The 26,544-nt window shown below is 72.9% G+C and carries 20 protein-coding genes; 13 read left to right on the forward strand and 7 right to left on the reverse strand.

Features of this window, described 5'->3' with window-relative positions; all coding sequences use genetic code 11:
- Nucleotides 1-250: 250 nt before the first annotated feature.
- The 8 genes from ACIBG4_RS05355 (at nt 251) to ACIBG4_RS05390 (ending at nt 12,533) form a co-directional block, all read left to right on the forward strand.
- Complete coding sequence (locus ACIBG4_RS05355) at nt 251-2,158, forward strand: hypothetical protein (protein ID WP_397200792.1); 1,908 nt, start codon at nt 251-253, stop codon at nt 2,156-2,158.
- Nucleotides 2,159-2,278: 120 nt separating this feature from the next.
- A complete protein-coding gene (locus ACIBG4_RS05360) occupies nt 2,279-4,627 on the forward strand; it encodes an AAA family ATPase (RefSeq protein WP_397200793.1) in 2,349 nt (782 codons plus the stop codon).
- A 119-nt stretch (nt 4,628-4,746) separates the two neighbouring features.
- On the forward strand, nt 4,747-5,730 hold the full coding sequence (locus ACIBG4_RS05365; protein WP_355449879.1) for an ABC transporter permease: 984 nt from the start codon (nt 4,747-4,749) through the stop codon (nt 5,728-5,730).
- Nucleotides 5,727-6,647, forward strand: coding sequence for an ABC transporter permease (locus ACIBG4_RS05370; protein ID WP_310711561.1), 921 nt, complete (start codon nt 5,727-5,729; stop codon nt 6,645-6,647). The genes ACIBG4_RS05365 and ACIBG4_RS05370 overlap by 4 nt, the downstream gene beginning before the upstream one ends.
- Entirely contained in the window at nt 6,644-8,695 is a 2,052-nt protein-coding gene (locus tag ACIBG4_RS05375; protein ID WP_397200794.1) for a dipeptide ABC transporter ATP-binding protein, read from the forward strand. Before ACIBG4_RS05370 ends, ACIBG4_RS05375 begins: the two co-directional genes overlap by 4 nt.
- Before the next feature lie 14 nt (nt 8,696-8,709).
- Complete coding sequence (locus tag ACIBG4_RS05380) at nt 8,710-10,422, forward strand: ABC transporter family substrate-binding protein (RefSeq protein ID WP_397200795.1); 1,713 nt, start codon at nt 8,710-8,712, stop codon at nt 10,420-10,422.
- A gap of 64 nt (nt 10,423-10,486) precedes the next feature.
- Nucleotides 10,487-11,623, forward strand: coding sequence for a winged helix DNA-binding domain-containing protein (locus ACIBG4_RS05385; protein ID WP_397200797.1), 1,137 nt, complete (start codon nt 10,487-10,489; stop codon nt 11,621-11,623).
- 34 nt (nt 11,624-11,657) lie between these two features.
- The gene (locus tag ACIBG4_RS05390; protein ID WP_397200798.1) at nt 11,658-12,533 is read left to right on the forward strand and encodes a PhzF family phenazine biosynthesis protein; all 876 of its coding nucleotides are present in this window, start codon (nt 11,658-11,660) and stop codon (nt 12,531-12,533) included.
- 19 nt (nt 12,534-12,552) lie between these two features.
- On the opposite strand, the gene ACIBG4_RS05395 is transcribed toward ACIBG4_RS05390, so the two are convergent.
- The 5 genes from ACIBG4_RS05395 to ACIBG4_RS05415 all read right to left on the reverse strand — a co-directional run bounded on the left by ACIBG4_RS05395 (nt 12,553) and on the right by ACIBG4_RS05415 (nt 16,776).
- A complete protein-coding gene (locus ACIBG4_RS05395) occupies nt 12,553-13,458 on the reverse strand; it encodes a biotin-dependent carboxyltransferase family protein (protein WP_397200799.1) in 906 nt (301 codons plus the stop codon).
- Nucleotides 13,455-14,078, reverse strand: a complete 624-nt coding sequence (locus ACIBG4_RS05400; RefSeq protein WP_397200801.1) for an allophanate hydrolase subunit 1 — start codon at nt 14,076-14,078, stop codon at nt 13,455-13,457. Before ACIBG4_RS05400 ends, ACIBG4_RS05395 begins: the two co-directional genes overlap by 4 nt.
- Entirely contained in the window at nt 14,075-14,830 is a 756-nt protein-coding gene (locus tag ACIBG4_RS05405) for a LamB/YcsF family protein (RefSeq protein ID WP_397200803.1), read from the reverse strand. Before ACIBG4_RS05405 ends, ACIBG4_RS05400 begins: the two co-directional genes overlap by 4 nt.
- A gap of 143 nt (nt 14,831-14,973) precedes the next feature.
- A complete protein-coding gene (locus ACIBG4_RS05410; protein ID WP_310711553.1) occupies nt 14,974-16,497 on the reverse strand; it encodes a hypothetical protein in 1,524 nt (507 codons plus the stop codon).
- Between the two features lie 123 nt (nt 16,498-16,620).
- Entirely contained in the window at nt 16,621-16,776 is a 156-nt protein-coding gene (locus tag ACIBG4_RS05415; RefSeq protein ID WP_355449897.1) for a hypothetical protein, read from the reverse strand.
- Nucleotides 16,777-16,999: 223 nt separating this feature from the next.
- Between ACIBG4_RS05415 and ACIBG4_RS05420 the strand changes: the two genes are divergently transcribed.
- The 3 genes from ACIBG4_RS05420 (at nt 17,000) to ACIBG4_RS05430 (ending at nt 21,788) form a co-directional block, all read left to right on the forward strand.
- Nucleotides 17,000-17,581: an HhH-GPD-type base excision DNA repair protein gene (locus ACIBG4_RS05420; protein WP_310711551.1), complete on the forward strand. Its 582-nt coding sequence runs from the start codon at nt 17,000-17,002 to the stop codon at nt 17,579-17,581.
- Nucleotides 17,582-17,775: 194 nt separating this feature from the next.
- Nucleotides 17,776-19,869 (forward strand): SpoIIE family protein phosphatase, encoded by a 2,094-nt coding sequence (locus tag ACIBG4_RS05425; protein ID WP_397200804.1) that lies wholly within the window; start codon nt 17,776-17,778, stop codon nt 19,867-19,869.
- Nucleotides 19,870-20,111: 242 nt separating this feature from the next.
- Nucleotides 20,112-21,788 (forward strand): RNA polymerase sigma factor, encoded by a 1,677-nt coding sequence (locus tag ACIBG4_RS05430; RefSeq protein WP_355449901.1) that lies wholly within the window; start codon nt 20,112-20,114, stop codon nt 21,786-21,788.
- Between the two features lie 75 nt (nt 21,789-21,863).
- On the opposite strand, the gene ACIBG4_RS05435 is transcribed toward ACIBG4_RS05430, so the two are convergent.
- A complete protein-coding gene (locus ACIBG4_RS05435; protein WP_397200805.1) occupies nt 21,864-22,604 on the reverse strand; it encodes a YaaA family protein in 741 nt (246 codons plus the stop codon).
- Between the two features lie 362 nt (nt 22,605-22,966).
- Here ACIBG4_RS05435 and ACIBG4_RS05440 point away from each other — a divergent pair, with 362 nt between their 5' ends.
- A complete protein-coding gene (locus ACIBG4_RS05440) occupies nt 22,967-23,665 on the forward strand; it encodes a GNAT family N-acetyltransferase (RefSeq protein ID WP_397200806.1) in 699 nt (232 codons plus the stop codon).
- A gap of 232 nt (nt 23,666-23,897) precedes the next feature.
- Here ACIBG4_RS05440 and ACIBG4_RS05445 read toward each other — a convergent pair whose 3' ends face one another.
- Nucleotides 23,898-24,128 carry a hypothetical protein gene (locus tag ACIBG4_RS05445; protein ID WP_357623466.1) on the reverse strand — a complete coding sequence of 77 codons (231 nt, stop codon included), beginning with the start codon at nt 24,126-24,128 and terminating at the stop codon, nt 23,898-23,900.
- Nucleotides 24,129-24,395: 267 nt separating this feature from the next.
- Between ACIBG4_RS05445 and ACIBG4_RS05450 the strand changes: the two genes are divergently transcribed.
- Nucleotides 24,396-26,462: a DNA topoisomerase IV subunit B gene (locus tag ACIBG4_RS05450; RefSeq protein WP_310711544.1), complete on the forward strand. Its 2,067-nt coding sequence runs from the start codon at nt 24,396-24,398 to the stop codon at nt 26,460-26,462.
- The last annotated feature ends 82 nt before the right edge of the window (nt 26,463-26,544 follow it).

The raw sequence follows: 26,544 nt of genomic DNA on the forward strand, positions 1-26,544 counted from the left end.
CCGGCCGATCCGATCACACCGGGCCCGCGCATGACTGTGGTCGCCGTGGATGCGGGGCTCGCTGCGTCGGAAACGTGGTTGACGCTGCCTCCGGGCTCCTCCGCTCCAGCTTGCGTGGCAGCTTAGGCCATGGCATGCGCTGGGGATAGCGGTATCGACGCATCGAAGGTCCGCACGTGTACCTCTCTAGAGAGATACAGCCCTATGTCGTCACCTGTTCAACTTTCATCGAACAGCCGATCATGAGTTGGTGGGGACGGACGGAAATCATAGCAAGAACCATGAAAAAACCGACAAATCCCCGCGTGATTGGTGCGCCGAAGCCGTCGCCCGCCTCCACGCCGGTCGCCCCGAGGAGGCGCTGAACGCCGCCCGCGAGGCCGCCGCGGCAGCCGCGCGTGACGAGCGCGGAGAGGCCGCCGCCGCGGGGGAGTGGGCGCACCGCCTGATGAGCCTGGCCCTGGAACGGCTGGGCCGCGACGCCGACGCCCTCCCGCCGGCGCGCGAGGCGGTCCGGCTGGCGCCGGGCTCCTGGCCGGCCCGGGTACGCCTGGCCACGGCGCTGGCCCGCCTGCCCGGCCACGCGGACGAGGCGGCCGGCCAGGCGGGGCTGGCCCGCGCGTTCGCCCCCGAGGAGCCCGCGCCGCACGCCCTGGAAGGGGACCTCGCCCTGCTGCGCGGCGACCACGCCCACGCCGCGACCGCCTACCGCACCGCCCTCGCCACCGGCGCCGCCACCGACCCCGCCACCGCCCTCGCCACCGCCCTCGCCACCGCCCTCGCCACCGACCCCGACCCCGGCCCCGGCCCCGGCCCCGGCCCGTCCTCCGGGGAGCGGCCGGGGGACGCGGTCCGGGCGCGGGTGCGGGTGAATCTGGGGTTGGCGTTGCTGCGGTGGGACCGTCCCCGGGCCCACCACGACCCCGCCTGGCCGGTGGACCCGCGTGAGACCGGCCGGGCGAGACGGGCGCTGGAGGTGTGGTCGCGACAGGCCCGGCTGCTGGCGGCGCTGGCCACGATCGGTGTCGCCGCGGCCGCGCAGGCCGCCGACCTCGCCCTCCAGGCGAAGCTGGGCGGCCTGGTCGCGCTGGCGCTGCTGGCGCTCCTCACCGTCCGGCAGGCGCGCCGCATCAGGGTGTGGCCGCTGGTGCCCGCCATGATGGGGCGCGACCCGTGGCTCAGCACGGAGGTGGTGTCGGCGGCCGTGTCGGTGGCCGCGTACGCCGCCTGGCTGGGCCTGACCGCGGCGCCCGGCGTGCCGCCGTGGCTGGACCCGGTGTGGGCCGGGCTCGCGGCCGTCGCGGTGCTCGGCTGGCCCGCGCACGCCGCCCTGCGCGCCCTGGCCGGGACGTGGCGCGGTCACCCCGTCCGGGCGCTGGAGCAGTTCGCCGCCGTGGACGGCGAGCGGACGGCGCGCAGGAACGCCGGGGTGACGCTGTGGATCCTGCTCGGCCGCACCTGGTCGGTGCTGGCGCCACTGGCCTGCGCGGCGGTGGCCGTGGAGCCCAGGGCCGCGCTGGCGGCCGTGGCCGTGCCGTACCCGCTGCTGCGCTGCTACCGGCGCGCCCGCCACGGCGGCGAGGACGGGTGGCTGCGCGCGGCGGTCGTCCTGCTCGTCCTCGCGGCGGCCGGATGCGCGGCGGGCGCCCTGCTGGAGTGGCCGGCACAGGACCGGACTGCCGGGGCCGCGTGGGCGTGGCGGGTGGGGATGGCGGCGCTCGGGCTGGTGGCGGTCGTGTTCGCGGTGCGGGCCGGGCGCGCGTGGTGGCGCGGTGGGCCGGGCCCCTGGCGCTCCTCGCTCCTCATGTGCGACCTGCCCGCCGGCGACGAGCCCTCCGTGCCGCTCGGCCTGGAGGCGCGCCAGGCTCTCGCGTACGCCAGGAACGTCGTCCTGTCCTTCGCCGACCCGCTCGGCCCGCGGACGGTCGGCGCGGCCGCCTCGATCGGACCGGCCGGAGAGCTGCGGCTGGTCGCCGAGGCAGGTGCCGGGGAGGCGGTGGAGGCGGACCCGCGGGTCGCGGTGTTCGCGGCCGGCCCGTCGCCGCGCCGCCGGTGGGTGGAGGTGCGCGGCGTCGCCGTGGCCGCCCCGGGGCTCCTGCGCGTCACGCCCAAGCAGGTGCTGACCGGAGAGTTCCCGGGACGACACCAGCGCGGCTGACCGGAGCGTCCCGGGGGAAAGTCCCATAAGTCCCCCGAACGTCAGGCGTCACCTGGCGTGTCAGGTCCGCCCAATCGTCCTTCTGGTGCGGTATAACCGGGGGCGGACCGGGGAGGCGTGATGCGTGAGTCCGGCAGGGCCCAGGCCGCGGGGCGGGTCGCGGCGCGGGATCTGTTCGAGCGGGTGCGCCTGCGCTATTTCCATCTTCCCCCGGCCGTGCGCCGGGTGATGTACGCCTCGGTGCTGATCGGCTCCGTCGGCCTGGGCGCGGCCCTCGGCTGGGACCTCGCGCAGACGTTCCTCGTCACGCTGGCCCTGCTGGCCTTCGCCGCGCTCACCCTGCGCTTCCCGCGCGCCGCGGCCACCGCCGTGGTGGTGGTGGCCTGGGCCGTGCTGATGCCGGTGTTCGTGCTGCTGTTCCCGGTCGGCTCGCCCGCGCCGACGCTGCTGCTCGTGCTGGCCGTGCCGGTCGCCGCCGTCGCGCACCTGATCCGCTGGGTGCCGCCGTGGCTGACCGCCCTGCTGGCGCTGCTGCCCGCGGGTCTGCTCGCGGCGGCCCTGTCCCTGGTCTCCGACGTCACCGCCGTCTGGGTCGCGTACGGCGTGGCCGCCGCGGCGCTGCTCTACCGCTTCCTGCTGGCCCGCCGCGCCAAGGCCGAGATGACGGTCCAGGAGCAGGAACAGCTACGCGTACGGGTCCGCGAGGGCAGGGCGGAGCCGCAGCACGACCGGGCCGCCGGGCCGCCCAGCATCTCCGTCGAGGACGCGCTGGGCGAGCTGGAGAGCATGATCGGCCTTTCCCCGGTCAAGGAGCAGGTGCGCTCCATCGCGGCCTCGATCGAGGCGTCCCGGCTGCGGGCCGAGGCCGGCTACACGGCCGGCCGGCCGACCCGCCACTTCGTCTTCTCCGGGCCGCCGGGCACCGGCAAGACCAGCGTGGCCCGCACCCTGGCGAAGATCTTCTACGCGTTCGGCCTGCTGGACACCCCGTACGTGGTGGAGGCGCAGCGCGCCGACCTGGTCGGCGAGTTCCTCGGCGCGACCGCGATCAAGACGAACGAGCTGGTCGACCGGGCCCTCGGCGGCGTGCTGTTCATCGACGAGGCGTACAGCCTGGTCAACTCCTCCGACGGGCAGCCCGACCGGTTCGGCGCCGAGGCCGTGCAGACCCTGCTCAAGCGGGCCGAGGACGACCGCGACCGGCTGATCATCATCCTGGCCGGCTACGAGCAGGAGATGGCCGGCTTCCTGGCCTCCAACCCGGGCCTGGCCAGCCGTTTCGCCACCCGGGTGCGCTTCCCCGGCTACTCTCCCACCGAGCTGGCCGAGATCACCGAGCTGCTCCAGCGGCGCCGGGGCGACACGATGTCCGGCGAGACCAGGGCCGCGCTGCTCGGCCTGTTCGAGGACGTGCAGCGGCGCGGGCTGGTGGACGAGCTGGGCAACGCCCGCTTCGCGCGCAGCCTGGTGGAGGCGGCCGCGCAGGCCCGCGACGTGCGGGTGGTGGGCGCGGGCGGCACCCCGACCACCGAGGACCTGGTGACCACCACCACGCCCGACGTGACCAAGGCGTTCAACGACCTGACCGCCCGTTTCCGCGGTCACGAGGCCACGCCGACGCTGGAGGAGGCGCTCGGCGACCTCGACCGGATGGCCGGGCTGGCGCCGGTCAAGCGGCAGGTCCACGCCATCGCCGCGCAGCTCCAGGTGGCGCGGATGCGGCAGGAGCGCGGCCTGCCCACGCCGCCGCAGACGCGGCACTTCGTGTTCGTCGGGCCGCCCGGCACCGGCAAGACGACTGTGGCGCGGGTCCTCGGACGGGTGTTCGCCGCGCTGGGGCTGCTCGCCCGCCCCGACGTGGTGGAGGCGCAGCGGGCCGACCTCGTGGGCCAGCACCTCGGCGCGACCGCGATCAAGACCAACGAGCTGGTCGACCGGGCCCTCGGCGGCGTGCTGTTCCTCGACGAGGCGTACAGCCTGGTCAACCCCGGCTACTCCGGCGGCGACGCGTTCGGCGCCGAGGCCGTGCAGACCCTGCTCAAGCGCGCCGAGGACGACCGTGACCGGCTCGTCATCGTGCTGGCCGGCTACGAGCGCGAGATGGACGCCTTCCTCGCCACCAACCCGGGCCTGGCCAGCCGCTTCGGCCAGCGCGTCGCCTTCCCCAGCTACGCGCCGTCCGAGCTGTCGGAGATCGCGGTGCTGCTGGCGGAGAAGTCCGGCGACCGCTTCGACGAGGCCGCGCTGCGCGACCTCGACGAGGTCTTCGCCTGGGTGTGCGACGAGCGGCTGATCGACGGGCTCGGCAACGGCCGCTTCGCGCGGTCGCTGTTCGAGCGGGCGGCGATGCGCCGCGACGTGCGGCTGGCCGCGCTGGCCTCCCAGGGCGGCTCCGCCACCTCCGCCGAGCTGACCACGATCACCAGCGAAGACGTGCGGACCGCCGTGGACGAGCTCTCCGGCCGCTGAACTCCCCTCGTCGAACGCCGGTCGCCGAACTCTCCGGTCGTTCACCCGACACGTCCTGGCACCCTCCCCGTCGCATGGTGTAGCTATATGACTACGCATCGTGCGCTGGAGGGGGGAGGATGGCGGGATTCCTGGCCCGCAGGCTGCTCAACTATCTCGTGCTCGTCGCCGTCGCCGCGAGCCTGGCGTACATGCTGGCCGCCACCGCCCTCGACCCGCGCTCCAACTACGCCGACCGCACCCCCAAGCCGCCCCCGGCCGTGGTCGACGCCCAGCTGACCGCGCTCAACCTCAACGACCGGACCCCGCTGCTCCAGCGCTACGCCACCTGGGCGGACGGGGTGCTGCACGGCGACTTCGGCAAGACCGTCACCGGGTCGCCGGTCAACGACGACATCGGCCGCCGGGCCGGCGTCACGTTCCGCCTCGTGATGCTCGGGCTGATCTTCGGCAGCGTCGGCGGGGTGCTGCTCGGCGCCCTGGCCGCGGTCCGGCAGTACGGGTGGTTCGACCGCGCGTCGGCGGCCCTGTCGTTCGCGGTGCTCGCGGTGCCCGTGGTCGTGCTGGCCAACATGCTCATCCTGCTCGGCACCTGGGTCAACGACCGGCTCGGCACCCAGGTCTTCCTGGTCAGCGGCGAGTACAGCGGCGACCTCGACACCGGCTTCTGGGGCAACGTGCTCGACCGGATCCAGCACCTCATCCTGCCGACGATCTCGCTGTCGCTGGCGCTGGTCGCCGTCTTCAGCCGCTACCAGCGCAACATGATGCTCGACGTGCTCGGCGCCGACTACGTCCGCACCGCCCGGGCCAAGGGGCTGAGCAGGCGCGCCGCCCTGACCCGTCACGCGCTGCGCACCGCGCTGGTGCCGGTCATGACCTACTTCGCGTTCACGTTCGGCGCGCTGCTGACCGGCGCCACGTTCACCGAGAAGATCTTCGGCTGGCACGGGCTCGGGGAGCAACTCATCAACTCCATCTTCACCAACGACGTCAACACCGTGGCGGCCATCGCGCTCCTCGCCGCCGTGGCGGTGCTGTGCGCCTCGCTGGCCTCCGACCTGCTGCACGCCGCGCTCGACCCGCGGGTGAGAACCGGATGACGCTCCCGGAGGAGGAGCTGGCCGAGGAGCTGACACCCGGCCTCCCCGGCGGCGGGCCGCGCCGGGCGCCGTCCCGGGGCCGGGTCGTCGTCCGGCGGTTCCTGCGCTCCCGGCAGGGGACGGCCGGCCTGGCGGTCCTCGTGGTCATGTTCCTGCTGGCGTTCGCCGGGCCGCCGCTCAGCCCGTGGTCCTACACCGACCGCGACTTCACCGCGTTCCTCCAGCCGCCGTCGGCCCGCCACTGGTTCGGCACCCTGCAGACCGGCGCCGACGTCTACGCGGTGACGCTGCGCGGCATGCAGAAGTCGCTCGTCGTGGGCCTGCTCGCCGCGCTGGTCTCCACCGCGCTGGCCGCGCTCGTCGGGGCGTTCGCCGGTTACTTCTCCGGCTGGGGCGACCGGACCCTGACCTGGCTGACCAACCTGCTGCTCGTGCTGCCCGCGTTCCTCATCCTGGCGATTATGTCGCCGCTGTTCGGTGAGGGGACATGGGTGTTGTTCGTGCTCATGCTGGCGCTGTTCCTCTGGATGGTCACATCCAAGATCGTTCGCGGCATGACGATCTCGCTGAAGCGGCGGGAGTACATCCAGGCCGCCCGGTTCATGGGCGTGCGCCCGGTGACGATCATCTTCCGGCACGTGCTGCCCAACCTGTCGTCGCTGCTCATCGTGGACGCCACCCTCAACGTCAGCGCGGCCATCCTCACCGAGACCTCGCTGTCGTACTTCGGCTTCGGCATCCAGCCGCCCGACGTGTCGTTCGGCACGCTCATCGCCGACGGCTCCAAGACCGCCGTGTACGCGCCGTGGACGTTCTGGTTCGTGGCGGGGCTGCTCGTCGTCACCGTGCTGGCCGTCAACCTCGTCGGCGACGCCCTGCGGGACGCCTTCGACCCCACGTCCACGAGGCCGCGATGACACCCGCCACCACGCCCCTCCTGCAGGTCCGCGAGCTCGACGTCTCCTTCGGCGGCGTGCCGGCCGTGCGCGGCGTGTCCTTCGAGGTACGGCCGGGCGAGGTCCTCGGCGTCGTCGGCGAGTCCGGGTCCGGCAAGTCGGTCACCGCCTCGGCCGTCATGGGGCTGCTGCCGCCCTCCGCCCGGGTCTCCGGCTCGGTGCTGCTGCACGGCAGGGAGCTGGTCGGCGCCCGTGACAAGGACCTGAACGGCCTGCGCGGGCGGACCATGTCGATGGTCTTCCAGGACCCGCTGTCCGCCCTCACCCCCGTCTACCGGGTCGGCGACCAGATCGCCGAGGCCGTGCGCGTCCACCAGCGGGTCACCAAGGAGCAGGCCCTGGTCAAGGCCGTGTCCCTGCTCGACCTCGTCGGCATACCCAACCCCGCCGAGCGGGCGCTGGCCTTCCCCCACGAGTTCTCCGGCGGCATGCGTCAGCGCGCGATGATCGCGATGGCCATCGCCAACGACCCCGACCTCATCATCTGCGACGAGCCGACGACCGCGCTCGACGTCACCATCCAGGCGCAGGTGCTGGAGGTGCTGAAGAAGGCCCGTGACGAGACGGGCGCCGCCATCATCATGATCACCCATGACATGGGCGTGGTGGCCGGGTTCGCCGACCGGGTGCTCGTCATGTACGCGGGCCGGCCGGTCGAGGTGGGCGGCGTGGACGACGTCTACTACCGGCCCGGCATGCCGTACACGGTGGGGCTGCTCAGGTCGATCCCGCGGGTCGACCGCGGCGCGCGGCGGGCGCTGGAGCCCATCGAGGGTGGTCCGCCCTCGCCCGCGGCGCTGCCGCCGGGCTGCCCGTTCGCGCCGCGCTGCCCGCTGCGGATCGCCGACTGCGACGAGGCGGAGCCTCCGCTGTTCGAGATCGGCCCCGGTCATCTGGCCGCCTGCATCCGGTGGGAGGAGGTGGTCCCGGCCCCCGCTGAGGCGCCGCTCGGCCCCGAGCCCGCGACCGTGGCCGTACCGCGCGGTGAGCCGGTGCTGCGCGTGGAGGGCCTGGTCAAGGACTATCCGCTGATGCGCGGCGCCGTCTTCAAGCGCCGCGTCGGCACCGTACACGCCGTGGCCGGGGTCGGTTTCGAGATCCGCGAGGGCGAGACGCTCGGCCTGGTCGGCGAGTCGGGCTGCGGCAAGACCACGACCCTGCTGGAGATCCTGGAGCTGGCCCGGCCCCAGGAGGGACGGATCGTCGTGTTCGGCCACGACACCGCCCGGCTCGGCTCGGCCGAGCGGATGGCGGTCCGGCGCGACATGCAGGTCGTCTTCCAGGACCCGCTGGCCTCGCTCGACCCCCGCATGACCGTCCACGACATCGTCGCCGAGCCGCTGCGCACGCACGGCGGCTCGGAGCCGCGGGAGAGCGCCGGCCGGCGCGTCGCGGAGCTGCTCACGCTCGTCGGCCTGGCGCCCGAGCACGCCGAGCGCTACCCGCAGGACTTCTCCGGCGGCCAGCGGCAGCGCATCGGCATCGCCCGCGCCCTCGCGCTGGAGCCCCGGCTGCTGGTCCTCGACGAGCCGGTCTCGGCGCTGGACGTGTCCATCCAGGCCGGAGTGATCAACCTGCTCGCCGAGCTGAAGGCCAGGCTCGGCCTGTCGTACCTGTTCGTGGCGCACGACCTGGCCGTGGTCCGGCACATCGCCGACCGGGTCGCCGTCATGTACCTCGGCCGCATCGCCGAGATCGGCTCCGTCGACGCGGTCTACGACGCCCCCGCCCACCCGTACACCCAGGCGCTGCTGTCCGCCATCCCGCTGCCCGACCCCGTCCGCGAGCGCTCGCGCAGGCGGATCCTCCTCGAAGGTGACCTCCCCAGCCCGGCCGATCCGCCGTCGGGCTGCCGCTTCCGCACCCGGTGCCCGAAGTTCCGCGCGGTGCTGACCGAGACCGAGCGCACGCTCTGCGTCGAGGTGGAGCCCGACGTGCTGCCCGTGGACACGCCGGCCGGCGACCAGGGCGCGGCCTGCCATTACGCGGAGAAGCTCGAAGTCGTCTAAACCAGGAGAACCCGATGAAGGCACCACGCCCGGCCAGAGTCGCCCGGACCGCCGTCGCCCTGACCCTCGCCCTGTCCGCGCCGCTGACGCTGTCCGGCTGCGGCGGCGGACAGGGCGCTGGAGGCGGCCCCGGCGACGAGACCGTCCGGGCCGTCAAGGCGTACGACATCAACCCCCAGCCGCGCGAGAAGGTCAAGGACGGCGGCACGCTGCGCTGGGGGGTCAACGAGTTCCCCGCGCAGTGGAACCGCAACCACGTCGACGGCAACCTCGCCGTGGCCGCCGTGATCAGCAACGCCCTGCTGCCCGCTCCGTTCCTGTCGGACCAGAAGGCGGTGATCAGCCCCAACCCCGACTACGTGCTCGACGCGAAGCTCACCTCGCGTGAGCCACGGCAGGTGGTCACCTACCGGCTCAACCCGAAGGCCCGCTGGTCCGACGGCAAGCCCATCACGTGGGCCGACTACGAGGCCCAGTGGCAGGCGCTCAACGGCAAGGACCCGCGCTACCGCATCGTCAGCTCCACCGGCTACCAGGACATCCAGAAGGTCGCCCGGGGCAAGGACGACTACGAGGTGGTGGTGACCTTCGCCCGGCCGTTCGGCGACTGGCAGTCGCTGTTCGGGCCGCTGCTGCCCGCCTCGGCCAACCGCACGCCCGACGCGTTCAACAACGCGTGGCTGAACAGGATCCCCGTGACCGCGGGGCCGTTCCGGCTCAAGGGCTTCGACCAGACCGCCAAGACCATCACGCTGGTCCGCGACGACCACTGGTGGGGGCAGCGGGCCAAGCTCGACCAGATCGTCTACCGCGCCTCCGAGCAGGACTCCCTGATCGGCGCGTTCGGCAACGGTGAGCTCGACGTCGCCGACATCGGCCCCTCCGCGCCCGACTACGCCCGCGCCCGCGCCACCCGCAACGCGCAGGTGCGCCAGGCGGCCGGCCCCGACTTCCGGCACATCACCTTCAACGGCTCCAGCGACCTGCTGCGCGACCAGCGGGTCCGCCAGGCCGTCCAGCTCGGCGTCAACCGCCAGGCCATCGCCCAGTCCGACCTGCAGGGCCTCGACTGGCCGATCGCGCCGCTCGACAACCACTTCTTCATGAACACCCAGGAGGGCTACCAGAACAACGCCGGCCCGCTCGGCGCCTACAACCCGGCACGCGCCAAGCAACTCCTCGACGAGGCCGGCTGGAAGCAGTCCGGCGCCGTACGGCAGAAGGACGGCAGGCCGCTGGCGCTGCGCTTCGTCGTGCCCTCCGGCGTGCAGGTGAGCAAGTCGGAGGCGGAGCTGACGCAGAGCATGCTGAGCCAGATCGGGGTGCAGGTCTCGATCCAGGCCGTGCCCGGCGACGACTTCTTCACCAAGTACGTCATCCCCGGCAACTTCGATCTGACCGCCTTCGCCTACATCGGCACCCCGTTCCCGGTGTCGAGCAGCTACGGGATCTACGCGAACGCACCGGACGGCAAGACGTGGAACGCCAACTTCGGGCGGACCGGGTCGAAGGCCATCGACGACGCCATGAACAAGGCCGGCCAGAGCCTGGACCCGGCTCGCGCCCGGGCCGCCACCAACGAGGCCGACCGGCTCATCTGGGAGGAGGTCAACGTCCTGCCGCTCTACCAGCGCCCGCAGAACGTCGCCGTGCGCGCCGACCTCGCCAACGTGGGCGCCCGCGGCTTCTACGACCTGCGCTACCAGGACATCGGCTTCACCCCGTGACCCGGGCCGGCTGAGGCGACGGGGCCGCAGCGAGACTGTCGGCGGCGTCCGGTAGAACGGTCCGGTGACGACTTCGCTGACCTGGCCCCAGATCCTCGCCTGGCGTCTGCGCCGGCAGTTCGTCGCCGGCCCCCGTCCCAGCGCCGAGCCGGACGTCGTGGCGGTCGCCCGGCGGCTGTGCGGGGTTCAGGCGCAGGTGGCCTCGTCGGCGCGGCTGGCCGTGGCCGTCAGGAGCGCCCGCCCCGACCCGGCCGAGCCGGACCGGGCGCTCTGGGACGCCCGCACCCTGGCCAAGACGTGGGTCATGCGGGGCACCCTGCACCTGGTGCCCTCCGACACGCTGCCCGACCTGTGCTCGGCGCTCGGCACGCTGCGCTTCTGGGAGAAGGGGTCCTGGCAGCGCGGCCACGGCGTCACCGCGGCCGAGATCGAGGCCGTCATCGACGCCGTGCCGCGGGCGCTGGGGGACAAGCCGCTGACCCGCGAGGAGCTGGTCGACGCCGTCGTCGAGGTGACCGGCGACGGCCACCTCAGACAGGCGCTGACCTCCGGGTGGGGCGCCCTGCTCAAGCCGCTCAGCCGCCTCGGCGAGCTGTGCTACGGGCCGCCGCGCGGGGGCAGGGTCACCTTCGCCGCCCCGAGCCGCTGGCTGCCCGGCTGGCCCGCGGAGCCGCCGCCCCAGGAGGAGGCCGGGGTGCGGGTGGCGCGGGCGTTCTTCGGGGCGCACGGGCCGGCGACGCCGGAGATGTTCGACAAGTGGCTGTTCGGCGGGGTGGCGCGCAAGGCGGTGCTCAAGGCGTGGTTCCGCGACCTCGCGCCCGAGCTCACGGAGGTGGACGCCGGTGACGGCCGCACGCTGCTCGCGCTGACCGAGCACCTCGACGGACTGGCCGCCACCCGGCCGTCGGAGGAGGTCCACCTGCTGCCGGGCTTCGACCCGTACATCCTGGGCGCGCCCCGCGACCTGGAGCCGCTCATCCCGGCCGCCGTCAAGGCGAAGGTCAGCCGCCAGGCGGGCTGGATCTCACCCGTCGTCCTGTACGGCGGACGGGTGGCCGGCGTGTGGCGGCCGGAGCGCGGCCGGGCCGTGGTGGAGCTGTTCGAGCCGGTCCCCGGCGCCGCCCTGGACCGGGCCGTCGCCCTCGTGGAGTCCCGCCTGGCCGCGGTCCCGGCCGAGACGGCCGAGGAGGCGGAGGCCTGACCGCCCGAAGGCACAGGTCTGCGAGACTTGCGGCATGCGGCGTCCCTTCACCCAGGTCGATGTGTTCACGTCCGTTCCGTACCGGGGCAACCCCCTTGCCGTCGTCCTCGACGGAAAGGGGCTGACCACGGAGGAGATGCAGCGCTTCGCCTGCTGGACGAACCTGTCGGAGACCACGTTCGTGCTGCCGCCCGAGAACCCGGCCGCCGACTACCGGGTCCGGATCTTCACCACGACGTCCGAGCTGCCCTTCGCCGGCCACCCCACGCTCGGCACGTGCCACGCCTGGCTCGCGGCCGGGGGCACGCCCAAGGCCGCCGGTTCGCCCGAAGCCGGTTCGCCCGAAGCCGGTTCGCCCGAGGCCGGTGAGATCGTGCAGGAGTGCGGCGTCGGGCTGGTCCGGGTGCGCAGGACGGAGGACGGGCTGGCGTTCTCCGCGCCGCCCCTGATCCGGTCCGGGCCCGTGGAGGAGGCGTTCGCCGCGCACGTGGCGGCCCTGCTGCGCGTCGACCGGAGCGAGATCGTCGACATCGAGTGGGCCGACAACGGCCCCGGCTGGGTGGCGGTGCTGCTGCGCGACGCCGACGCCGTGCTCGCGGTGGAGCCGGGGCTCGTGGACTGCTTCATCGGCGTGGCCGGCCCGCACCCGGAGGGCGCGCCGTACGCGTTCGAGATGCGGGCGTTCTGCCCGTTCGACGGCGGCACCGTCGAGGACCCGGTGACGGGCAGTCTCAACGCCTCGGTGGCCCAGTGGCTGCTGCGCACCGGCCGGGCGAGCGCGCCGTACGTCGCCGCCCAGGGCACGCGGCTCGGCCGGTCGGGGCGGGTGCACATCACCACCGGCGACGACGGCGGCGTCTGGGTGGGCGGCTCCACCGTCACGTGCGTCACCGGCCAGGTGGAGCTCTGACCTTCGCGGCCCGGCCGGATCAGGTGACGCGGTGGGTGGTGAAACGGACCGCGTCACCCGGCCTGAGCTGGGCGGCCACCGCGAGGTCGGCCGTCACCACCACCGCGATCACCGGGTAGCCGCCCGTCGGCGGGTGGTCGGCGAGGAACACGATCGGCTGCCCGCTCGGCGGCACCTGGAGCGCGCCGGCGACCATGCCCTCGCTGGGCAGTTCCCCCTCCCGCGCCCGCGCCAGCTCCCGGCCGTTCAGCCGTACCCCGACGCGGTTGCTGTCCTGGCTGACCACGTACGGCCGCTCGCACAGCGCCGCCAGCGCGCCCGGGACGAACCAGTCGTCGCGCGGCCCCGGCAGCACCCGCAGCACGGCCGGCCGGGGCCCGCGCGCGGGCGCGAGGTCGGCGACGATCGGCTCCAGGCCCGCCACGGCGCCCACGGGCAGCACCGCCCCGGCCCGCAGCGGCTCGGGCCCCAGACCGGACAGGGAGTCGGTGGAGCGGCTGCCGAGCACCGGCTCGACCGCCACGCCGCCGCGCACCGCCAGGTAGCTCCGCAGGCCACACGCGGGCGTCCCGAACCGCAGCTCGGTCCCGGCCGGGACCCAGAACGGCACCGCGGCGCCGGCGGCGGGCGCGCGCCACCCGCTCATGCGCCCCTCCGCGCCGGACGGCGCAGGGGCGGGCACGGCCGTGAGCGGGCAGGGGGCGCCCGTGACGGCGACCCAGGCGCCCGCGTGGAAGGCCAGGCGCGCCCCGCCGTACGTCAGCTCGATCCCCGCCAGCGCCTCGGGGTTGCCCACCAGGCGGTTGGCCAGCCGCAGGGCGTCCGCGTCGGCCGCGCCGGAGGCGGGCACGCCGAGGTGGGCGAGGCCTGGCCGCCCGAGGTCCTGGACCGTCGCGTACGGCCCGGGCGCGAGAACCTCGATCATGCGCGTTCGAACCTGACCCGCGTCCCCGGCCGGAACGGCGAGGGCGGCTCGGCCGTGACGTCCCACACCCGCAGCGACGTGCGGCCGAGCAGCCGCCACCCGCCGGGCGAGGCGCTCGGGTAGACGGCGGAGTACGGGCCCGCGACCGCGACCGAGCCCGCGGGCACGGACGTGCGCGGCGTGCCGAGCCGCGGCAGGTGCAGGGCCGGGTCCAGGCCGGTGAGGTAGGCGAAGCCCGGCGCGAACCCGAGCCAGCCCACCACCAGGTCCCGCCCGGTGTGCCGGGCGATCACCTCCTCGGGCGAGAGCCCGGACAGCTCCGCGACGGACGCCAGGTCCTCGCCGTCGTAGACGACCGGGATCCGCACGAGCCCCCCGGCGTCCCCCGCCGCGACGCCTACGGCGTCCCCGGTGCCCGCCTCCGCCAACAGCCGCTCCAGGGCGGCGCGCAGCCGTCCCCGGTCCGCGCCGGGAGCCACCACGAGCACCGTCTCCGGGCCCGGCACGATCTCCACCACCCCGTCCGGCCGGTCGGCCCGCAGCAGGGCGTCCAGCCGGTGCGACACCTCCAGGGCCCCGGTCTCCACGAGCAGCCCGTGCTCCCCGGCCCCGCGGATCACGCGAACGCCTGCAGCACGACCCCGGCCTCCAGCAGTCCGTCGCGAACCGCCCGCGCCAGCCGTACCGCGTCGGGCGTGTCGCCGTGGACGCAGATCGAGCGCGCCGGCACCGGCACGGCGCTGCCGTCCACGGCCGTCACCGCGCCCTCCACGGCCATCCGCACGGCCCGCGCCGTCACCGCCTCCACGTCGTGGACGACGGCTCCCGGCTCGCGGCGCGGCACGAGCGTGCCCGCCGGCGTGTACGCCCGGTCGGCGAACGCCTCCGTGACCGTGGAGACGCCCGCGGCCGCCGCCACGGCGTGCACCGCGGACCCCGGCAGCGTGAGCAGCGGCAGCGACGGGTCGTAGTCGGCCACCGCGTCCACGACCGCGGCCGCCTGGACCTCGTCGCGGACGATCCGGTTGTACAGCGCGCCGTGCGGCTTGACGTACGAGACGCGCCCGCCCATCGCCCGCGCGATGCCGTCGACGGCGGCGAGCTGGTAGAGCACCTCGGCGCACAGCTCCTCCGGCTCGACGTCCATCTCCCTGCGACCGAAGTGGGCGAGGTCGCGGTAGGACACCTGGGCGCCGATCGACACGCCGCGGTCGACGGCCGCCGCGCAGGTGCGCCTGATCGTCACCGGGTCGCCGGCGTGGAAGCCGCAGGCCACGTTCGCGCTCGTGACGACGTCGAGCAGCGCGTCGTCGTCGCCGAGTCGCCAGATCCCGAAGCCTTCGCCCAGGTCGGCGTTGAGGTCGATCACCATGGACCCATCATGGCGGCATCGCCGGCGCGGCGCGACGAACGGGGCCCGGGCCGCCGTGCCGGCCTCGCCGCTCCGGTCGTACGGGGTGGAGCGGGTGCGGCCGCGGCCGCGGCACCTCGACGTGGAACGATTTTCTGGAGGTGCTAGAACTCGTCCGGGATGTCGGCGATGTCGTCCAGGGCGGCGGCCAGCTCGTCGGGGTCGCCGCCGATGCGCTCGGCGATCTCGATGAGCACGTGCAGCACGTCGTGGCGGTCGTGGCCCAGGTCGAGCAGCCGCTGCGCCGCCTCCCAGAGCTGCGGGGGGTCGCCCTCCCACAGCCGGGTGGCGATCTCCTCGTGCCAGGCCAGGTGCTCCTCGTCCATCGCGCCGACGTGGTCGATCTCCAGCAGCGCCCGCCGGTCGGCCTCGTCGGCCGGGTTGAGCCGGTCGAGGTCCACCCCGTTGTGGAAGCCCTGCAGGAACGGGAACGCGAACGCCCGCCGCGCCAGCGCCGACAGGTCGCCGTCGGGCAGCAGCCGCTCCAGCAGCGGCCGGTCCAGCCCGAACGAGGTCGGGTCGCGGTACGCCTCGGGGAACTTGCCGATCGCCTCCCACACGGCGTCCAGCGTGGCCCGCAGCCCCTCCTCCGGCAGCCCGGAGCGGCGCGCCGCGAACCGCACCCACGCCGCCAGCACGTGCGGCATGGCCTCCTGCTCGGCGGTGCTCAGCATGACCTTGCGCGGCAGCCAGTCGAGCAGGAACGTCTCGCACTTGGTCGGGCTGACCCGCAGCGGCCGGCTGAAGTCCTGCTCGCAGCCGTACTCGATGATGTGGTCGGCGCAGCGCGAGGCCGCCGACGGGTCCGACAGGTGCTCGGCCGCGTCGGAGGCCAGGAACTCGGCCGCCAGCATGGCCCGCCGCTCCCGGCTGTAGGGCGCCTCGATGTGCAGCGGCGCCGGCCGCTTGCGGCCCGGCGGCAGCGCCTTCAGGCGGGCGCGGGCGAAGGCGTGGTAGGCGCTGTAGCTGTCGCTGACGGGCGGCGGCGTCTTCGGCTCGCTCGTGGCCTTCATCGCCGACTCCAGCAGCGCTCTGGCCTGCTGCGGCTCGATCTCGCCGAACACCAGCATCGGGTTGCCCGCCGCCTCGGCGCGGGCCTCCTCCAGCAGCTTGTCGACCTGGGAGGAGACCCAGGCGTCGCGCGCCATGCCCGACATGTTGTGGTCGACGACCATGACCAGCGCGTGCCGGTCCTGGCCGCCCGCGGGCGTCGCCGGCGCGTCGCCGCGCTCCGGGCCGCCCTCCCCCCACCGGTAGGCGAACGTGCAGATCACCGTGTCCTGGTCGCCGTACGCGTCGCGGGAGACGTAGCAGCCGGTGGGCTTGACCGCGCCCACCCGCTCGGCCCAGCCGGGACGCGCCACGCCCGACTCCATCATCGCCAGCGCCGCGCCCTCGGCCTTGGCGCCCTGGCGGGCCGTGCCCAGGTAGGCCAGGCAGATCAGCAGCGTCAGGGACGCCGGGGTGCCCCCCTTGGCGGCGTAGTCGACCAGCCCCTCACCGAGCACCTGCTCGACGTCTCCGCCCCTGACCCGCCGTCCCCACCAGGCGCCGATCATGTCGGAGACCATCAGCTCCGCGTCGAGCGGGCTGCGGACGGCCAGCAGCTCGCGAGCCGCCTGCACCATCTCCTTGAAGACATCGTCTGGGGGGGTGCTCTCCCGGGGATCTCGTCGGTGTCGGCGCACGCCCTCACTCTCTCGCATTCCAGGCTGAAACGGTGCGTAGAACGCGGCCCGGTGACCCCGATGTTATCGGGGACTCCGTGGCGGCGGGGCGGAGTTGACGATCGCGAGCAGGTGCTCGCGCGCGACGCGCTCCACGATCTCCGGAGTCGCCGCGATGCCGAGATGGTCGGCGCACGCGCACACGTCGGCCACGCAGCGGTCGATGGTGTCCGTGGGCACTGTCAGGAATTCCTCGGCCAGGCGGTGACTGACCGGTTCCCTGAGGAAGCGTGTGGCCAGAGCGAGCATAGGTGTGAGATTCCTCTGGATGCCCAGGGGCAAACCCCCAGGAATGGACTCAGGGCGACTTGCGCTCCCATTCCATCTTTTCTCGGGCCTGTGTCAAGCCTCCACTACGGTTGTGTTCGCATCCCCGCAAGCGCTTTCATGCGAAGCTGTTCCCATGCGCATCCAGCTCGCCCAGCGGACGGAGGCCGACGACCTGCTCGGCCGCAGTCCGCTCGCCCTCCTCATCGGCATGCTGCTCGACCAGCAGATCCCGATGGAATGGGCGTTCACGGGCCCCTACACCATCGCCCAGCGGCTCGGGCACGACCTCACGGCCGAGGAGATCGCCTCCTACGACCCCGAGGCGTTCGCGGCGCTGCTGGCGGAGAAGCCGGCGGTCCACCGCTACCCCTCCTCGATGGCGGCGCGCGTGCAGAGCCTGGCGGCCTACCTCACCGAGCAGTACGGTGGCGACCCCGAGAGGATCTGGGCCGAGGCGGCGGACGGCAAAGAGCTGCTGAAGCGGTTGCAGGCTCTTCCCGGTTACGGCAAGCAGAAAGCCCAGATATTTTTGGCACTGCTCGGCAAGCAACTGGGGGTCCGGCCGCCCGGCTGGCGGGAGGCGGCGGGACCGTACGGCGAGGAGGGATCGTTCCGGTCGGTGGCGGATGTGGTCGACGCCGACACGCTGGGCCGCGTGCGGGCCGCCAAGCAAGAGGCCAAACAGGAGGCCAAGGGGTCGGCGCGGGCCAAGTAGCCTGATCTTGCTGCGTAACGTGGAGCGATTTTGACAGGATGCGTTGACCGTATGGCCTGCGGGGCTTCCGTCCGCGCATGCCCATCGCCGATGATGTACAGCAGGATCCGGTCGCCCGGAGCTGCGCTACGCCGATACACAGTTATGGAGATGTGCCGCGTGGGAGACCCTGGCACGCGACGGAGGTGCCGACCATGAGCGCCGAGACCTCCGTTCCCCGTCCCCGGGAGTCGGATGTGGACATCTCAGACTCCGCCCTCTTCGGGGGCCTGCTGTCGGAGGCACAGTACGCCTTCGCGTTCTTCGACCCCGACGGCCGGGTCCAGCGGGTCAACGACCTGTTCACCGACGTCGTCGGCGTGCCCGCCGAGCGGCTCGTCGGCCGCGTGCCGGTCGATGCCCTGGCCGCCGACCTCAGCCAGCTCATCACCCACGCGGTGCAGGGCGTCATCGAGAGCGACGCGCCGGTGACCGAGAGCCGGGTGCGGGTCCGCACCCCCGAGGGTGAGAACCGCCACTGGTCGCTGTCGTTCTCGCCGGTCCACGACGAGGCGGGGGAGCTGCGCGCCGTCGCCCTGGTCGGGCTCGACGTGACCGAGAGCCGCCAGACCGAGGAGGACCTGCGCCGCAGCGAGGAGCGTTACCGGTCACTGGTCGAGGCCCAGTCGCAGCTCGTCTGGATCACCTCGCCCACCGGCACGGTCGTCGAGGACGCGCCGCAGTGGCGCGCCATCACCGGGCAGGGCCTGGAGGAGTACCTCGCGCACGGCTGGCTGGAGGTCGTCCACCCCGAGGAGCGCCGGCAGACCGAGGAGGCCTGGAAGGAGGCGCTGCGCGGCCGCACCATGTTCGAGTGGAACTACCGCGTGCGCACCCGGGCCAGCGGCTACCGCCACTTCGAGGTCCGCGCCGTGCCCATCATCCGGCACGGCCGCGTGGTCGAGTGGGTCGGCGCCAACACCGACGTCACGCCGCAGCGCGAGGCCGAGGAGATGCGGGGCCGCCTGACCGACCAGCTCGGCGCCGCCGCGCTGCGCACCGCCCGGCTCCAGGGCGCCACGGCCATACTGGCCGAGGCGCTCACCGTGGAGCAGGTCGTGCAGGTCATCATCGACGTGGGCCGCACCGCGCTGGCCGCCGACCGCTCGGCCGTCGCGCTGCTCGACCCCGACCGGGCCGCGCTCAAGCTGATCAACGGCGAGGGCGTCCCCGAGGCCGCCGGCGCCCCCGGCGAGGAGATCCCGCTCTCCCACACCAGCGTGCTCACCATGGCCGTCAACAGCCGGCGGCCGGTGTTCGCCGAGTCGCCCGACAGCCTGCGCTCGCAGCTCCTGGAGGCCGGCGGCGACGAGCAGGTGCTCGCCAACTACTTCACCAACAGCGACGAGCGGGCCTGGGTGGGCCTGCCGCTGCTGGCGGCCGGCCGGGCCCTCGGCGCGCTGCGCTTCTCCTTCACCAGGCCGCAGAAGATCTCCCAGGAGGACGGCGTCTTCCTGGAGGCGCTGGCCGGGCAGTGCGCGCTCGCCGTCGAGCGGGCGACGCTGTTCGAGCGGGAGCACAAGACCGCCGAGACGCTCCAGCGCAGCCTCCTGCCCGACCGCCTGCCGGTGGTCAAGGGGCTGGAGCTGGCCCAGCGCTTCCGCTCCGGCAGCCGCCACGTGCAGGTCGGCGGCGACTGGTACGACGCGTTCGTGCTGCAGGACGGCCGGGTCGCGGCCGTCGTCGGCGACGTCATGGGCAAGGGCGTCAAGGCCGCGGCCGGCATGGGCCGCATCCGCAACGCCATGCGCGCCCTGGCGCTCACCAACCCGCCGCCTGCGGCCGTGCTGACCGGTCTCGACCGGGTCTTCGACGCGACCGAGGAGGAGGAGCAGGTCACGACCCTCGCGTACATGGTGGTCGAGCCCGTCACCGGTGAGGGCACGCTGGCGCTCGCCGGCCACCCGCCACCCGTCCTGGTCTCGCCCCAGGGCACCGCGATGCTCTGCGACGCCACGCCGGGGACGCCGCTCGGCTGGCCGACGAGCCGCCGGCAGTACCGGTTCGTGGTGCCGCCGGGTCACACCGCGGTGCTGTACTCCGACGGTCTGGTGGAGAACCGGAAGCGGGGGCTGGACGCCGGTCTCGCAGAGATTTGCAGTGTTGTGACCGAAGCGCCGCCTGAGGTCGTCAGTAGTCCGCACATGTTGCTGGATTTCCTGGTTGACCGGATGTTGTCGGGATATGAACAGGATGATGACGTTACCGCCCTGGCCATCCACGTGCCGCCCGCCACGAAGAGTGACTGAATGAAACAGTCATAAGGGTTGCTTTCGGGTATCAGTGGCGCGCTTACGTACGCACTACTGTCTTGGTCGGCCTAGGGTGGAGGTCAACCGCCGGGAGGTGGCCGTATGGAGTGCGAGGTCGTGCCACAATGCTGGGCAGGTCCGTCGCGGTCCGCACGGCCTCACCGATCTCCGAGAGAGGCAACAGCCCCCCAGCGGGCATCTGGGTCCATTGTCGCCACGCGTTCGTTCGAGAGGTGTTCGTGTCGCCTGCAAGTTCGACTCGCTCGAAGCCACAAGAGCTGAACGAGCCCGTCATTCAGCGACTGCTCGAGCGTGGGCGCTCGCAGGGTTTCCTCGAGTCCGAGGATGTTCGCCAGGCCTTCGAGGAGGCGGACATCCCCATGTCACACGCCGCCGCGTTCTTGCGGAACCTCAGCAAAGAGGGCGTGACCGTGGTGGTGACCGCCGCGGATTCGGCTGCGCCGAAGAAGTCTCGGGGACCAGCAAAGCGCCGCACCGCCGCCCCCGTCAAGACCAAGACCGCGGCGGCCGCCAAAGAGCAGCAGCCTGAGACCGTGACCGCGGTCGTGGGGGCGGCCGAGGCCGCCGAGCCCGCCGCCGCGGCCAAGAAGCCGGTCACCGCCAAGCCCGCCCCGCCCAAGCCGGGTCCCACCAAGAAGGCCGCCCCCGCGGCGGCCAAGAAGGCGGCGCCGGCCGCCAAGAAGGTCGCGGCCGACAGCGCCGGGCCTGCCACGACCAAGCCGACCTCTCCGGAGGGCGTCGACGACGACGAGGACATCGAGCTCGACGGAGACGTGGAGCTGGAGGACCTCGAGGACATCGTGGTCGAGGACGACGAGATCGTCGCCGAGGCCGAGCCGGAGACCGACGAGGACACCGACGAGGAGCCCAAGGCCGCCGAGGTCGCCGCCGTGGCCGCGACGGAGAAGAGCGAGGACGAGGTCCTCATCCTCTCCGACGACGACGATGACGCCCCGGTCGCGCAGGTCGCGGCCGCCGGCGCCACCGCCGACCCGGTCAAGGACTACCTCAAGCAGATCGGCAAGGTCCCGCTGCTCAACGCCGAGCAGGAGGTCGAGCTGGCCAAGCGCATCGAGGCCGGCCTGTTCGCCGAGGAGCAGCTCGGCAGCGGCGAGGCCGACGGCCTGCCGGTCGACGTCCGCGCCGAGCTGGAGTGGATCGCCGAGGACGGCCGCCGGGCCAAGAACCACCTGCTGGAGGCCAACCTCCGCCTGGTGGTCTCGCTGGCCAAGCGCTACACCGGCCGCGGCATGCTGTTCCTGGACCTGATCCAGGAGGGCAACCTCGGTCTGATCCGCGCGGTGGAGAAGTTCGACTACACCAAGGGCTACAAGTTCTCCACCTACGCCACCTGGTGGATCCGGCAGGCGATCACCCGGGCCATGGCCGACCAGGCGCGGACCATCCGCATCCCGGTCCACATGGTCGAAGTGATCAACAAGCTGGCCCGGGTCCAGCGGCAGATGCTGCAGGACCTCGGCCGCGAGCCCACGCCGGAGGAGCTGGCCCGCGAGCTGGACATGACCCCCGAGAAGGTGGTCGAGGTCCAGAAGTACGGCCGTGAGCCCATCTCCCTCCACACGCCGCTGGGCGAGGAGGGCGACAGCGAGTTCGGCGACCTCATCGAGGACTCCGAGGCCATCGTCCCGGCCGACGCCGTCAGCTTCACGCTGCTGCAGGAGCAGCTGCACTCCGTTCTCGACACGCTGTCGGAGCGCGAGGCGGGCGTCGTGTCCATGCGGTTCGGTCTCACCGACGGTCAGCCGAAGACCCTCGACGAGATCGGCAAGGTCTACGGGGTGACGCGCGAGCGCATCCGGCAGATCGAGTCGAAGACCATGTCCAAGCTCCGCCACCCGTCTCGGTCCCAGGTGCTGCGCGACTACCTGGACTGACCGTCCGGCGGCCGTACCAGCCGCGAGAAGCCCCGCACCGTTCCCGGTGCGGGGCTTCTCGGCGTCTCGGGCGCGTCAGGGCAGATGCACGTCGAGGGTCCAGGGGCGGGTGGAACGGGCCGGCTCCGTCAGGTCGACGGTGTGGCCGAGGGAGCGGAGGAGTTCGGCCAGCTCGCCGGGCGTCTCCGGGTCGGCGCCCGCGACCAGCAGGGCGCGGGCGATCTCCCCGCGGGTGGCCTTGGCCATGTGGCTGACGACCTTGCCGCTCCGGAACACGCGTACCGCCACCGAGCGGTCTCCCGGCTGCCAGGCGCCCGCGTACGTGGCCGAGCGCAGGTCCACGACCAGTCCTCCGGGGAGGGGATCGAGCTGGCGGGCCACCAGAGGCCGCCAGAAGGCCGCCAGGCCGCCCAGGGGAGGCAGGTTGACGCCCATCGACAGCCGGTAGGGCGGCACCCGGTCGGTGATCCGCAGGACGCCCCACAGGCCCGAGAAGATCAGCACCGCCTCCTCGGCCCGCTTCCTCGCCTCGTCGTCGAGGGTGGCCAGGCCCAGGTTGTCGTACAGGACGCCGGTGTAGAGGCCGGCGGCGGGGAGCGTGGGAGCGGTCCTGATGGCCAGGTTCCTGGCCGTCTCGCCCGCCAGGCCCGGGGTCAGGCCCAGCACGTCGAGGGCGTCACGGCGCTTGGAGGCGCGCAGCAGCGCGGTGAGCACCCGCTTGCGCGGCTTGTCGAGGGCGGGGAAGGACAGCTCACCGACGGGCGGGCCACTGCCCTCGGACGCCTTGCTCTCGGACGGCGGCAACAGGATCAGCACGATGCCACACCCTATAAGCCCAGGCCAGCGGTCGCTTCCGCGGGCGCTGCGGACGCTTGGCACCGTGTGCGGGGGTTCGTCCCGTACGGCACGCACGGGCTGTTCGTCCTGTACGGCGCGCATGGGCGGTTCATCCTGTACGGCACGGCACGGGAGGGCCCATCCGCCGTACGGGGCTGGGGGCCTCCAGGGAGACGCCCGCTGACCCGCACGGGGCGAGCCGCCGTCACGCCGCATCGGAGCCGTCCGCTTCGGCGGCTCCGTCCACCTCCCGAGCCGCCTCGTCTCCCGAATCCCTCGACCTCTCCGGCTCTCCTGGGCCTCTCGGCCGTCCGGGGTGGTCGGGGGGATAGCCTGCGCTGATGGATTTCGACAGACTTGTCCACGAAGCCTGGCCCGCGTTCGAGCGGCAGTCGTATGGCGACTGGATTCTGCGCTACGCCGACGGAGTGACGAAGCGGGCGAACTCGGTGCTTCCCCTCGGCCGGCCCGCCGACCTGGGCGCCGCCATCGGCGCCGCCGAGGAGTTCTACACGGCACGAGGGACGCGCACCGCCTTCTCGATGGGGTCCGGCGCGGTGCCCGAGCTCGACGCCGAGCTGGACCGCAGGGGCTACGAGGTGGTGGACCCGACCGCGGTCATGGCGCGCTCCGGCGACACGCCCGGACCCGCGCACCGGGTGCGGATCGAGGAGCATCCCTGGCGGGCGTGGGTGGACACGTGGTGGGCCGTGGACGGCCGGTACGCCGAGGGCCGGCAGGCGGCCGAGCGGATCTGCGCGGGCGTGCCTGCGTGGTACGCGGCGGTCGAGGAGGACGGCGTGCCGCTCGCCGTGGGCCGCGCCGTGCCGCAGGGTGACACGCTCGGGATCTTCTGCATGGCCACGCTGCCGGAGGCCCGCCGCCGCGGGCTGGGCCGCAGCGTGCTCCGCGCCCTGCTGCTGAAGGGCGGGTCGCGGCCGGCGTACCTGGTGGTGACCCGCCGCAACGAGACAGCCCAGGCTCTCTACGCGAGCGAGGGCTTCACCTTCCGCCAGGGCTACCACTACCGCGTCCGCTGACTCGGACGCCCTGCCCCCTCACCCTTGCCCGTACTGCCGGTGCGCGACCGTGCTGCCGGCACTTGTCCGTGCTGCCGTTGCTTGCCCGTGCTGACGGTGCTTGCCCGTACTGCTCGTGTTCGCCCCTGCTGCCCGGCTTCCTGCTGGAACGCGAAACGGCGGCCCCGGGCATGCCGGAGTCGCCGTTTCGCGCTTGTGCGTTATGTGGTTATCTCGTCACGACGGGCGCAGGTCAGCGCTCGTCGTTGTGGGCAATTGCAGGGGTTTCGCTGAGCCGTGCCGACTCGTCCAGGATGTCGGCGCCCTTTTCGCGCAGCGCCGCAATGTGCTGACGCCCGTGGTGGGCACAGAACAGCAGCTCCCCACCCACAGGCAGGGTCGCGCGAATGTAGGCCTGGGCACCGCAACGGTCGCAGCGGTCGAGGGCCGTCAGCGGCTTAACGGGGGCGAGAGCTCCAGTCACGTATCGCCTTTCGGGTCACCCCCGCCGAAGCGAGGATCTGGCGTCAGTCACTTGGAACAACATCTAACCGGACGTGGACGTTCCCAACCGCCGCCTCGCTACGCCCAGAGCGGAATGTGTCCGAAAGTAATGACGATCAGGCCGTTGGTAACGACAAACGTGACCGCATGGCAAGCTTGGACGCGCACACGTGCGCAAGTACGCCTACGCAGGAGAAGGACGGTAGGCTGCGCACAGGTGTTCGATGACCAACCCGGAGGAGCTGGAGTGACCCTAGTGGAGGCCGGTTACACGGCTCGTCACCTCTCGGTGCTTGAAGGGCTCGAAGCGGTCCGCAAGCGTCCGGGCATGTACATCGGGTCCACCGACAGCCGCGGGCTCATGCACTGCCTCTGGGAGATCGTGGACAACGGCGTCGACGAGGCGCTGGGGGGTCACTGCACCCGCATCGAGGTCGAGCTGCACGCCGACGGCTCCATCGAGGTGCGCGACGACGGCCGCGGCATCCCCGTCGACATCGAGCCCAAGAGCGGCCTGGCCGGCGTGGAGCTCGTCTACACCAAGCTCCACGCGGGCGGCAAGTTCGGCGGTGGCTCCTACGCCGCCTCCGGTGGCCTGCACGGCGTCGGCGCCTCCGTGGTCAACGCGCTGTCGTCCCGCCTCGACGTCCAGGTCGACCGCGACGGACGCGTCCACGAGATCAGCTTCCGCCGGGGCGTGCCCGGCGTGTTCGACGGCGACGGGCCGACGGCCAAGTTCCGCAAGAAGTCCGGGCTGCGCGACGGCGGCGGGCTGGCCCGCGCCGTCACCGGCACCCGCGTCCGCTTCTGGGCCGACAAGCAGATCTTCCTGCCCGACGCCGAGGTGTCGCTGGACGAGATCCACGTCCGGCTCCGCCAGACCGCCTTCCTGGTGCCCGGCCTCACGCTCGTGGTCATCGACAGCCGCCACGAGGAGCGGGTGGAGGAGGAGTTCCGCTTCGACGGCGGCATCTCCGAGTTCACCGAGTTCCTGGCCCGCGACGAGGCCGTGTGCGACGTGCTGCGCCTGCAGGGCGTCGGCCACTTCCACGAGACGGTGCCGGTCCTCGACGACCAGGGCCACATGACGCCCACCGAGGTGGAGCGGGAGCTGACCGTCGACGTGGCCGTGCGCTGGGGCCGCGGCTACGAGTCGACCGTCCGCTCGTTCGTCAACGTGATCGCCACCCCCAAGGGCGGCACCCACATCACCGGCTTCGAGCGCGGCCTGGTGCGCACGATCAACGAGCAGCTGCGCGAGACCCGCCTGCTGAAGAACGGCGACGACCCGGTCACCAAGGAGGACATCCTCGAGGGCCTCACCGCGGTCGTCACCGTCCGCGTGCCGGAGCCGCAGTTCGAGGGCCAGACCAAGGAGGTCCTCGGCACCTCCGCGGCCACCCGCATCGTCTCCCATGTGGTCTCGCGCGAGCTGAAGGAGCTGTTCGCCAACCCGCCGCGCGGCTTCAAGCAGCCGCTCCGGGCCGCGCTGGAGAAGATCGTCGCCGCCGCCAAGGCGCGCATCGCCGCCCGCGAGCACCGCGACAACCAGCGCCGCAAGAGCGCTTTGGAGAACTCCGCGCTGCCCGCCAAGCTCGTGGACTGCCGCAGCGACGACGTCGACCGCAGCGAGCTGTTCATCGTCGAGGGAGACTCGGCGCTGGGCACGGCCAAGCTGGCCCGCGACTCGGAGTTCCAGGCGCTGCTGCCGATCCGCGGCAAGATCCTCAACGTCCAGAAGGCGTCGATGAGCGACATGCTCAAGAACGCCGAGTGCGCCGCCATCATCCAGGTCGTCGGCGCCGGCTCCGGCCGCTCCTTCGACATCGAGGCGGCCCGCTACGGCAAGGTCATCCTCATGGCCGACGCCGACGTCGACGGCGCCCACATCCGGTGCCTGTTGCTGACGCTGTTCCACCGCTACATGCGGCCCATGGTCGAGGCCGGCCGCGTGTTCGCCGCCGTCCCGCCCCTGCACCGGATCGAGCTCACCAACCCCGGCAAGGGCAAGGAGAAGTACATCTACTGCTACTCCGACGCCGAGCTGCACAAGGTGCTGCGCGACCTGGAGCGGCGCGGCAAGCGCTGGAAGGACCCGGTGCAGCGCTACAAGGGCCTGGGCGAGATGGACGCCGACCAGCTGGCCGAGACCACCATGGACCCGCGCCACCGCATCCTGCGCCGCGTCCGCATCGAGGACGCGGAGGGGGCCGAGGGCATCTTCAGCCTCCTCATGGGCAGTGACGTGGCGCCGCGCCGCGAGTTCATCGTCAGCAGCGCGGCGGAGGTCGACCGCGACCACATCGACGCCTGACCGCTCCAGCCGTCCATGAGGACGTCCGGGAGCCGTCCGGGTCGCCCGCATGGGGTGGCCGGGCGCTGCTCGGTCACCGCTC

Origin of the sequence: Nonomuraea sp. NPDC050383 (assembly GCF_044459125.1) — a bacterium.
Taxonomy (GTDB): Bacteria; Actinomycetota; Actinomycetes; order Streptosporangiales; family Streptosporangiaceae; genus Nonomuraea.

What these genes read in the sequence shown, in the direction of transcription:
- ACIBG4_RS05390 (WP_397200798.1), top strand. Translation starts at nt 11,658, where the DNA reads ATGCGGCGTCCCTTCACCCAGGTCGATGTGTTCACGTCCGTTCCGTAC.
- ACIBG4_RS05380 (WP_397200795.1), top strand. Translation starts at nt 8,710, where the DNA reads ATGAAGGCACCACGCCCGGCCAGAGTCGCCCGGACCGCCGTCGCCCTG.
- ACIBG4_RS05395 (WP_397200799.1), bottom strand. Translation starts at nt 13,458, where the DNA reads ATGATCGAGGTTCTCGCGCCCGGGCCGTACGCGACGGTCCAGGACCTC.
- ACIBG4_RS05360 (WP_397200793.1), top strand. Translation starts at nt 2,279, where the DNA reads ATGCGTGAGTCCGGCAGGGCCCAGGCCGCGGGGCGGGTCGCGGCGCGG.
- ACIBG4_RS05440 (WP_397200806.1), top strand. Translation starts at nt 22,967, where the DNA reads ATGGATTTCGACAGACTTGTCCACGAAGCCTGGCCCGCGTTCGAGCGG.
- ACIBG4_RS05425 (WP_397200804.1), top strand. Translation starts at nt 17,776, where the DNA reads ATGAGCGCCGAGACCTCCGTTCCCCGTCCCCGGGAGTCGGATGTGGAC.
- ACIBG4_RS05370 (WP_310711561.1), top strand. Translation starts at nt 5,727, where the DNA reads ATGACGCTCCCGGAGGAGGAGCTGGCCGAGGAGCTGACACCCGGCCTC.
- ACIBG4_RS05410 (WP_310711553.1), bottom strand. Translation starts at nt 16,497, where the DNA reads ATGGTGCAGGCGGCTCGCGAGCTGCTGGCCGTCCGCAGCCCGCTCGAC.
- ACIBG4_RS05420 (WP_310711551.1), top strand. Translation starts at nt 17,000, where the DNA reads ATGCGCATCCAGCTCGCCCAGCGGACGGAGGCCGACGACCTGCTCGGC.
- ACIBG4_RS05365 (WP_355449879.1), top strand. Translation starts at nt 4,747, where the DNA reads ATGGCGGGATTCCTGGCCCGCAGGCTGCTCAACTATCTCGTGCTCGTC.
- ACIBG4_RS05405 (WP_397200803.1), bottom strand. Translation starts at nt 14,830, where the DNA reads ATGGTGATCGACCTCAACGCCGACCTGGGCGAAGGCTTCGGGATCTGG.
- ACIBG4_RS05375 (WP_397200794.1), top strand. Translation starts at nt 6,644, where the DNA reads ATGACACCCGCCACCACGCCCCTCCTGCAGGTCCGCGAGCTCGACGTC.